We start from the raw sequence: 5231 nt of genomic DNA, 5'->3' as shown, positions 1-5231 counted from the left end.
GAGCGGTTGCGCGGAGGCGTCGACCGTGAACGTCTGGTCGACGTCGTCGGCGGAGCCTCCGCTGCGGTTGAGCAGGGAGTAGACGGTGCCGTCCGGGCCGACGAGGTCGACGGTCAGGTCACCGCGGTAGGTGTGGACGATGTCGACGTAGACCTTGGTGGTCGCGGAGGCGTTGCCGTCGCGGCCCGTGATGGTCACCGGGGACTCCACGGCGGCCCCGTTGTCGGGGATGTCGACGCGGGAGGCGTTGGCGTAGACGTAGGCGATCTGCCAGCTGAAGGTGACCGAGGCGGTCGCTCCCGTGCTGTCGGTCACCTTGATCGTGACGTCGCCGGTGCCGAGCGTGGTCGGGGTGCCGCTGATCAGACCGCTCGGGCTGATGGTCAGACCGTCCGGCAGGCCGGTGGCCTCGTAGGTCAGCGAAGCTCCCGTGTTGGTGGTGTAGGCGTCCAGCTGCAGGCTGACGACCTGGTTGACGCCGCTGATCTGGTCTGCCACCGGCGCGAGGTTCACGCCGAGGGCGATGCGATTGCCGACGTTGATCGCGGCCCAGGCGTCGGCGACGGCGAGGTAGGTCGGGCTGTAGGCGCCGAACAGGTCTGCGGCGGCCGAGAGGGTGGCGGTGCGGGCGCCCGCGTAGTTCGTTGTCGAGGTCATGTACGTCGTCAGCGCCCGGTACCAGATCGCGGCCGCGTTCTCGATGCCGATGCCGCTGACGGCCTGACCGTCGTAGGTCGGGCTGTCGTACGAGACACCGTTGACGGTCTTGGCGCCGCTGCCCTCGGAGAGCAGGTAGAAGAAGTGGTTCGCCGGCCCGGAGGAGTAGTGGACGTCGACGCCGCCCAGGCTGGAGCTCCAACTGTCGTACGAGGAGCCGTCCTTGGAGGGCTTGTCCATGTACCGCAGAGGGGTGCCGTCGCCGTTGATGTCGATCTTCTCGCCGACGAGGTAGTCACCGGGGTCGGCGGCGAGGTTCGAGTGGAACTCGACGGCCGCCGCGAAGATGTCGGAGGTCGCCTCGTTCAGGCCGCCGGACTCGCCCGAGTAGACCAGGCCCGCGGTGGCGGCGGTGACGCCGTGGCTCATCTCGTGGGCGGCCACGTCGAGCGCGGTGAGCGGGTGGGTGTTGCCCGAGCCGTCGCCGTAGGTCATGCAGAAGCAGGAGTCCTGCCAGAAGGCGTTGACGTAGTTGCTGCCGTAGTGCGCGCGGCTGTAGGCGGCGACACCGTCGTTGCGGATGCCGTTGCGGCCGTAGGCGTCCTTGTAGAAGTCCCAGGTGGCCGCGGCACCGAAGGCCACGTCGACGCCCGCGGTCTGGCGGTTGGACGGCAGACCGTCGCCCCAGACATCGTTGTCGTCCGTGAACAGGGTGCCGGTGCCCGAGGTGCCCTGGCCCAGGTCGTACGTCTTGTGTCCGGCGCGGTCGGGGTCCGCGAGTTCGTACGCCGCCCCGGACAGGGTGGTGCCGAGCGGAACCGTGCCCACGTACTGGCCGGTGCCGGTGCCGGTGTGCACCTTCTCGGCAGCCAGGAGTTCCTTGCCGGTGGCGGCGTCGGTGACGACCTGGAGTTCGCTGGGCGTGCCGTCCTTCTGGATGCCTTCGACGACGGTTTCCCAGGCCAGCACGGGCTTGCCGGTTCCGGCCCAGACGACCAGGCGGGAGGCGTCGGCCACCTTGGCGCCCCTGACCTGATCCTGCTTCGAGGCGGTGAGGGCCTTGGCGGTGGCGCCTGCGGTCGTGACCTTCGGGCTGAGCGAGGGCACCGACAGCTTCGCCGCGTTGGCCTTGGTGACGGTCGTACGGCCGCTGTCGTCGTGCACGACCAAGTCGCCGCCCAGGACGGGCAACCCGGCGTAGGTGCGCTCGTAACGGGTGTGCGTGGTGCCGTCGGCGTCCCTGACGACGTCCTTGACGACGAGCCTCTCCTTGGCGCCGAGGCCGATGCGCTGCGCGGTACCGGCGGCCTCGGACTGGGCGCTCCTGATCAGGGCGGTGCGGCGGGCAGGGGACAGCGGGGTCGGGGCGGCGTCGGCCCGAGGCGTGGCGGTGATCTTCGCGCGTGCCGGGTGCGCCGGTGCCGCGGTGGCGGAGTCCGGGACGGCCAGGGCGAGCAGGGAGCCCACGGCCGCCAGAGCGAGCGCGGTGAGGCGTCTGGGGCGCACGAGGGCGTTCTGTCGCAGGGGCAAGACGGTTCTCCTTCGGTACGACGGCCGACCCGTGGTGGGGGCCGTGACGAGACGGATCGGCGGGGTGGGCCGGTCCGGAGCGCTGCACGGCATGCGGGTGGAAGGAGGTGGGGGGTGGAGGAAACGCGGCTGAGCCGCGTGTTGAACCTGTAAGGGAGCTGTGAATTCCCGGAGCAGAGTGACATCGTGAACGCGTCCTTGTCATGCAAGCCTCAAGCCAACGGCTTGAATTGATCACGCAGGTCAGGCAAATCGGTACACACGGCGGCCGGTTTTCGGCCTGCCACGCTGCCACCCCTGCGCCCGCGAGTGGCTGACCCACAGGGACACGCCCAGCCGCTCTCGCGGAGGCCACGGCCGCGGTGCCGGCCTGCCGCCGGAGTCGTGCCGTACACGCACCGGGATCCTGCCCGATGGGCGAGCACGGCAAGGCCAGTCGAGCGTCTCCGAGGTCGGCCTCACGCGGCAGACGCAACCAGGAAGCAGCCGGCCTCGCGGGGAGCCTTCAGCTCAGTCGACAGCACCGAAGATCGGCGTGCAGGCGCGGGACGCGTGGCCCACCGGCCTGGGCACCGCCGTGGGCCGGCGGCACTGCGTGCCGGTCGCAGCGCTCCGGTCAGCGGGCCGTGATGGATCCGCCCGCCGCGTCGACGTACGGCACCCGCCGAGCGGCTCGTCCGGACCTCGACGACCTGGGCCACGGCGGCGAGGGCGGCGGCCGGGTGGGGGTGCGCCGCGGGATCGACACCGTTGGACAAGGGCGTCGAGTTCGCCGCCGCAGGCCGAAGCGACGGCCAAGGCCTCGTCGTGGGAATGGCCGACTGCTGGTGTCGCGGGGGTTGCGGCGGATCCCGGCGGCGATGTCGGTGCTCTCGGCGACGGGAAGCACCGATGGCGAGGTGCCGGTAGACGCTGCCATGGCTGACGCCGAGCGCGCTGCCGGTCGGCCGTCAGGTGGCCGGAGATCAACCCGCGGGAGAGCACTGCGTACGCGCCCCGCGTGTCATGCCCTCTGTGCGAACGGCGTACGGCGGCCTGACCGAGTGAGAGACACAGGTGCCGGCGCTGATCGCGCGGGGGTTGTCCGGCGCGGGGATCATGGAGCGGCTGATGGTTGCGGAACCGACGATCAGGGCGCAGGTCAGCAGGGTTTTGGTGAAACCGGAGTTGCTGGTCGGACGCAGGCGGCGGTGTTCGCGTACGAGGAGCGGTCAGTGCGGCTTGACGGTCGGCGATCCGCACCGGGTGACGAACCGGGGATCGCTCACGAAGGCCAGTCGGAGGGAAGTCCGTCGTTGTCGTTGTAGAAGTCTTCCCCAGCTTTGGCGATCGCCGCCACGGCGCTCCGGTAGGCGTAGCCGTATTCGGTGACCGACAGCGACTCGCAGCCGGCCGGCCGGGTCTTCGGCGGGGTCGTCGGCGACCAGTCCCCGGTGTACAGCGCGTCGACACCCCTCATACAGGCGCGGATCGCCTCGGCGTCGGCCGGGGGCGCGGTGGTGGCCGTCGAGGAGGAGGCCGTGGCACTGTCCGCCGGGCTGTCGGAGTCCCCTGATCCGTCCGAACAGGCGGCAAGTGTCAGCAGCAGGGCTGCCGTGGATATGAGCGCTGCCGTGGTCCGCATGACCCTGCCCCAGGTGATGTCGAAGACATCACATAGTGTCAGAGCCGAGAAGGTGGCGCACTGGTGTGCGCTGTCCCCGGAATTCCCGACGCCGCCCCGGTTCAGCGCGTGAGCCGACCCCGGTCACGGGCGGGCTCGGATTTGGCCCGCTCGGTCAACACCGCCGCTGGAGTCGCCGGTCGACCTCTCAGATCTTCCAGGAGCGGAGCCGCTCGGCGACTTCGGGGACCCGCAGACCCGTGTCGCGGACCTTTCGTACGAGGTCCGACAGGGCTCCGTAGGGCGGATCGATGCCCTCGCCCGACTGGTCCATGTACTGGGCCGCGACGAACGCGGCGTAGAGGCTGTTGCGGTGCGGGAGCGGCTCGAGGCGCACGATCGTGTGCATGAGCGCGGCGGCCCGCCATGCGGCGTCCGGGTCGGCTGCCTGAAGGGTGGGCAGTTTGGTCTTGTGCCGGGCGACGGCGGCGACCAGTGCGGAGTAGTCGGCGACGGACATGTCCTCGGAGCCGAGGGCGGTCTCCTGGACGTCGAGGAGCCAGGAGACGTCGATGTGCAGGTGCATCAGGCGGCCGCGGCCCCGCCGGGGCGCTCGGCAGGGGGGACTTCGTCGGGGAAGGCGGCGTCGAACTCGTCGCGTAGCCGCTCGGCCCAGGCGCTCGCCCCAGTGATGAACTGCTTGCGCTGCATCTCGCGGACGCCGAGGTCGTGGAGGTACTGCTTGAGGCTCTTGCCCTCGGCGGCCGCGGCCGCGCGGACGCCTTCGAGCTCTTCCTCGGTGAACGGCACGTTCAGGGATGGCATACATCGAATGGTACCTACTAGGTACCGGGCGCGTGAACCGGCAGCAGAGCCCGCGGTACGTACCGCATGCCGTCTTCGTGAGCTCATCACAGAAGGCCGCGCCGCGACACCGCCGGAAGACCACGCCCGAGGTGAGCCGTGTCGCATCGAAGTGGGCGGTACTTGCTATGCAACGAGTTGCATAGCACGATCGTCGGCATGGCGCTCGAACACGCGATCCTGGTGTCGCTCCTGGAGAAGCCGGCGTCCGGCTATGAGCTGGCCCGGCGCTTCGAGCGGTCCATCGGCTACTTCTGGACCGCGACCCACCAGCAGATCTACCGCGTGCTCAAGCGCATGGAGAACGACGGCTGGGTCGATGCCCGCGACGTCCCGCAGCACGGACGGCCGGACAAGAAGGAGTACTCCGTCGCCGACCTCGGCCGCGCCGCGCTGTCCTCGTGGCTGCACGACCCGATCGAACCGGACAGCGTCCGCCACGACCTGGCGGTGAAGATCCGCGGTGCCGCCTTCGACGACCCGGCTGCCTTGATCCAAGAGGTGGAGCGTCACCGGCAGGCGCACCGCGACCGGTTGGCGCACTACCTCGCGGGCGAGGAGCGCGACTTCACCGGGC

General features: G+C 70.1%; 5 protein-coding genes and 1 pseudogene. 2 read left to right on the top strand and 4 right to left on the bottom strand.

Translation table 11 applies throughout. The annotated features are described in order from the left end of the window. Positions 1-2187, bottom strand: a 2187-nt coding sequence (locus JF597_RS49785) for a M4 family metallopeptidase (RefSeq protein WP_294012737.1), incomplete at its 3' end; no start/stop codon positions are given. 987 nt (positions 2188-3174) lie between these two features. Here JF597_RS49785 and JF597_RS49780 point away from each other — a divergent pair. Then, a pseudogene (locus JF597_RS49780) lies at positions 3175-3404 on the top strand (LuxR C-terminal-related transcriptional regulator); the annotation flags it as partial. A gap of 47 nt (positions 3405-3451) precedes the next feature. Here JF597_RS49780 and JF597_RS49775 read toward each other — a convergent pair. The 3 genes from JF597_RS49775 to JF597_RS49765 all read right to left on the bottom strand — a co-directional run bounded on the left by JF597_RS49775 (position 3452) and on the right by JF597_RS49765 (position 4615). After that, positions 3452-3811: a hypothetical protein gene (locus JF597_RS49775; protein WP_294012734.1), complete on the bottom strand. Its 360-nt coding sequence runs from the start codon at positions 3809-3811 to the stop codon at positions 3452-3454. Positions 3812-3998: 187 nt separating this feature from the next. Then, positions 3999-4376, bottom strand: a complete 378-nt coding sequence (locus JF597_RS49770) for a toxin Doc (RefSeq protein WP_294012731.1) — start codon at positions 4374-4376, stop codon at positions 3999-4001. After that, positions 4376-4615: a hypothetical protein gene (locus JF597_RS49765; RefSeq protein WP_294012728.1), complete on the bottom strand. Its 240-nt coding sequence runs from the start codon at positions 4613-4615 to the stop codon at positions 4376-4378. Before JF597_RS49765 ends, JF597_RS49770 begins: the two co-directional genes overlap by 1 nt. A 198-nt stretch (positions 4616-4813) precedes the next feature. On the opposite strand from JF597_RS49765, the gene JF597_RS49760 reads away from it, so the two are divergent. Then, positions 4814-5231 (top strand): PadR family transcriptional regulator (locus JF597_RS49760; protein ID WP_294012725.1); only part of this gene is annotated, 418 nt, incomplete at its 3' end.

Origin of the sequence: Streptomyces sp. (assembly GCF_019510245.1) — a bacterium.
Classification (GTDB): Bacteria; Actinomycetota; Actinomycetes; order Streptomycetales; family Streptomycetaceae; genus Streptomyces.
Note: the sequence above shows the minus strand (reverse complement) of the source record. Positions and strands in the feature narration are given on the sequence as shown.

What these genes read in the sequence shown, in the direction of transcription:
- JF597_RS49775 (WP_294012734.1), bottom strand. Translation starts at nt 3,811, where the DNA reads ATGCGGACCACGGCAGCGCTCATATCCACGGCAGCCCTGCTGCTGACA.
- JF597_RS49765 (WP_294012728.1), bottom strand. Translation starts at nt 4,615, where the DNA reads ATGCCATCCCTGAACGTGCCGTTCACCGAGGAAGAGCTCGAAGGCGTC.
- JF597_RS49770 (WP_294012731.1), bottom strand. Translation starts at nt 4,376, where the DNA reads ATGCACCTGCACATCGACGTCTCCTGGCTCCTCGACGTCCAGGAGACC.